The following is a 452-nucleotide window of genomic DNA, read 5'->3' as shown; positions in this document are numbered from 1 at the left end:
GGACGGCAAAATTACTCAGCCTGCAGCCGGTGGAAGAAATCTGGGGCGTGGGGAACCGGATAGCGAAAAAGCTGCACGTTATGGGGATCACCACCGCCCTGCAGCTGTCGCTGACGAACCCCGCGTTTATCCGCAAAAACTTCAACGTAGTGCTGGAGCGCACGGTACGTGAGCTGAACGGCGAGAGTTGCATTTCACTGGAGGAAGCGCCGCCGCCGAAACAGCAGATTGTCTGCAGTCGCAGCTTCGGGCAGCGGATCACCACCTATGAAGAAATGCGCCAGGCCGTCTGCCAGTACGCCGAGCGCGCAGCAGAAAAGTTGCGAGGTGAGCGGCAGTACTGCCGGCATATCAGCATCTTCATCAAAACCTCCCCTTTTGCGGTTAATGAACCGTACTACGGTAACGTGGCCACTGAGAAACTGAACACCCCTACCCGTGACACCCGGGAC

The 452-nt window shown here is 57.7% G+C and carries 1 pseudogene; it reads left to right on the top strand.

Annotated elements, in window-relative coordinates:
- Positions 1-452: pseudogene (locus tag ACEWB7_RS17720) on the top strand (DNA polymerase V subunit UmuC); the annotation flags it as partial.

It is taken from the genome of Acinetobacter sp. NIOH-H-8, assembly GCF_046635365.1.
Classification (GTDB): domain Bacteria; phylum Pseudomonadota; class Gammaproteobacteria; order Pseudomonadales; family Moraxellaceae; genus Acinetobacter.
This window is presented reverse-complemented; position numbering and strand designations above follow the sequence as displayed.